The sequence below is a fragment of the Neoalteromonas arenosi genome, assembly GCF_030362855.1.
In the GTDB taxonomy this organism is placed as follows: Bacteria; Pseudomonadota; Gammaproteobacteria; order Enterobacterales; family Alteromonadaceae; genus Alteromonas_E; species Alteromonas_E arenosi.
In genome coordinates this window covers 94,503-96,885 of the sequence record NZ_JAUCBP010000006.1, presented here as the reverse complement: position 1 = coordinate 96,885, position 2,383 = coordinate 94,503, and the positions used below count along the sequence as shown (strand labels likewise).

Below are 2,383 nucleotides of genomic sequence, written 5' to 3'. Positions count from 1 at the left end.
TAAAGTGGTGGACGCTACTGGGCTTGAACCAGTGACCCTCGCCTTGTAAGGGCGATGCTCTCCCAACTGAGCTAAGCGTCCGTCTTATTCCGCTGAAGCGGTCAAGTGGGCGGTATTATAGAGTCGTAAACCTTCCTGTCAACCGTAAATTTAGCGTAAATTCCATTTGCGCAAATTGTAGTTGAAAAATTACTCTTCACGGTTGAAATTTAAGCAAGTACTGCATTTTTTGCTCAGGTTTCAAATGATATCGATTTACACAACAGGTTTCTGTTAAGCACAAATAAAATTTGTGTCGTTTTCTCAATGACAGTTGTTCTGAGTTAGGGCAGATACAGGTTTTTGGCACGTAAAAACGTCTACTAGGCTTCGTTTCGCTTGTCAGCTAATGTAGAATGCGCGCCATTATTTATTGAAGGTGATTTATATGTCTGTGGTTACTCGTTTTGCGCCTAGCCCAACTGGTTATCTGCACGTTGGTGGTGCGCGAACTGCATTGTATTCTTGGTTGTATGCGAAAAGCCAAGGCGGAAAATTCGTATTGCGTATTGAAGATACTGATATTGAGCGTTCAACGGAAGAAGCTAAGCAAGCGATTTTAGATGGGATGCAGTGGTTGGGTTTGGATGCAGATGTCGGTCCAATTTATCAAACCGACCGTTTTGACCGCTATAAGGAAATGGTCGAACAGTTGATCAGTGAAGGTAAAGCCTACAAATGTTTTATGCCTGCTGAGGAACTGGATGCCATTCGCGAACAACAAAAATCGAATGGCGAAAAGCCAAGATATCCGGGAACATGGCGAGATAGAACTGACCACCCTGAAAACCAGCCTTACGTAATTCGTTTCAAAAACCCGCTCGACGGTAAAGTGGTTTTTGATGATCACGTTCGTGGGCGAATCGAAATCGCCAATAGCGAACTCGATGATTTGGTTATTATGCGCAGTGACGGCACTCCCACGTACAACTTTTGTGTTGTTATAGACGACTGGGATATGGGTATTAGCCACGTTGTACGCGGTGAAGATCACATCAATAATACACCTCGACAGATCAATATTTTGCAGGCACTCGGCGCGCCAGTACCAGAATATGCGCATGTGTCGATGATCCTGGGCGATGACGGCAAAAAGCTGTCCAAACGCCACGGCGCAGTCAGTGTGATGCAGTATCGCGATGACGGTTACTTGCCACAAGCCGTGCTTAATTATTTAGTACGTCTTGGCTGGTCGCATGGTGATCAGGAGATATTCAGTGTTGATGAGATGATCGAATTGTTCTCGCTGGACTCGATCGGACAATCGGCATCTGCGTTTAATACAGATAAGCTTATTTGGTTGAATCAACATTATATTAAAACGTTACCAGCGACAGAGGTTGCAGAGCATGCTAAGTGGCATTTCGATCAACAGGGCATTGATTATTCAAACGGACCAGCGTTATCAGAAGTTATTGCCATCCAAGCTGACCGAGTTAAAACTCTCGCAGAATTGGCCGCTATTAGTCACTATTTCTTTGCTGACTACAAAGAGTTCGACGAGAAAGCGGCAAAGAAACACTTGCGTCCAGTAGCTCGTGAGCCGTTGGAGTTGGTGCAAGCCAAGTTGGCAGAGTTAACTGATTGGAACCCAGAAAATATTCAAACTGTGATCAATCAAACAGCAGAAGAATTGGAAGTGGGCATGGGTAAAGTGGGAATGCCATTGCGTGTTGCAGTGACCGGTGGTGGCAACTCGCCATCATTAGACGTGACTTTAGCGCTCATTTCTCAAGCAACTGTTGTACAACGAATAACCAAGGCGTTGGAATACATCGAAAAGCGCGAAAATTCCTAAAAAAAGCGTTGACAGTTTGCCCCCGTGTGCCTAGAATGCGCCCCGCTGTCACGGAACGGACTCAGCTTGAGTCAGGACCGATTAGCCGGGGCCATAGCTCAGCTGGGAGAGCGCTTGCATGGCATGCAAGAGGTCGGCGGTTCGATCCCGCCTGGCTCCACCAATTTCCGGATGGCAAGCAGGTAGCTGCAACCTATTAAATTAGGTTAAACTAAAACACTAGGTTAGGAAAAGGTCGCTCAGTTTGTAGAGCTCACCTCTCCTGACAGAATTTAATCGAAGCCGTGCTTCGATAAGTGAAAAATTCTGTCCCCTTCGTCTAGAGGCCTAGGACACCGCCCTTTCACGGCGGTAACAGGGGTTCGAATCCCCTAGGGGACGCCATTTTTACTCTTTGGTGGTTAATACAAAGAGACTGGTAAGCGGTAGCTTGCACCAAACCTGAATGGAATCAGTGGCAGAAATACAAAAATTCTGTCCCCTTCGTCTAGAGGCCTAGGACACCGCCCTTTCACGGCGGTAACAGGGGTTCGAATCCCCTAGGGG

1 protein-coding gene and 4 tRNA genes are annotated in these 2,383 nt (G+C 46.6%); 4 read left to right on the top strand and 1 reads right to left on the bottom strand.

Going from position 1 to position 2,383, the window contains the following annotated elements:
- Nucleotides 1-5: 5 nt before the first annotated feature.
- A tRNA-Val gene (locus QTP81_RS04670) sits at nt 6-81 on the bottom strand.
- 346 nt (nt 82-427) lie between these two features.
- On the opposite strand from QTP81_RS04670, the gene gltX reads away from it, so the two are divergent.
- The 4 genes from gltX to QTP81_RS04650 all read left to right on the top strand — a co-directional run bounded on the left by gltX (nt 428) and on the right by QTP81_RS04650 (nt 2,383).
- Nucleotides 428-1,837, top strand: coding sequence for a glutamate--tRNA ligase (gene gltX, locus QTP81_RS04665; protein WP_289364072.1), 1,410 nt, complete (start codon nt 428-430; stop codon nt 1,835-1,837).
- A gap of 87 nt (nt 1,838-1,924) precedes the next feature.
- Nucleotides 1,925-2,000: transfer RNA gene (locus tag QTP81_RS04660), tRNA-Ala, on the top strand.
- A gap of 145 nt (nt 2,001-2,145) precedes the next feature.
- Nucleotides 2,146-2,221 (top strand) — tRNA-Glu (locus tag QTP81_RS04655).
- Nucleotides 2,222-2,313: 92 nt separating this feature from the next.
- Nucleotides 2,314-2,383 (top strand) — tRNA-Glu (locus QTP81_RS04650).

Bases quoted from the DNA above. Each gene is read 5' to 3' on its own strand.
- gltX (WP_289364072.1), top strand. From the start codon at position 428: ATGTCTGTGGTTACTCGTTTTGCGCCTAGCCCAACTGGTTATCTGCAC.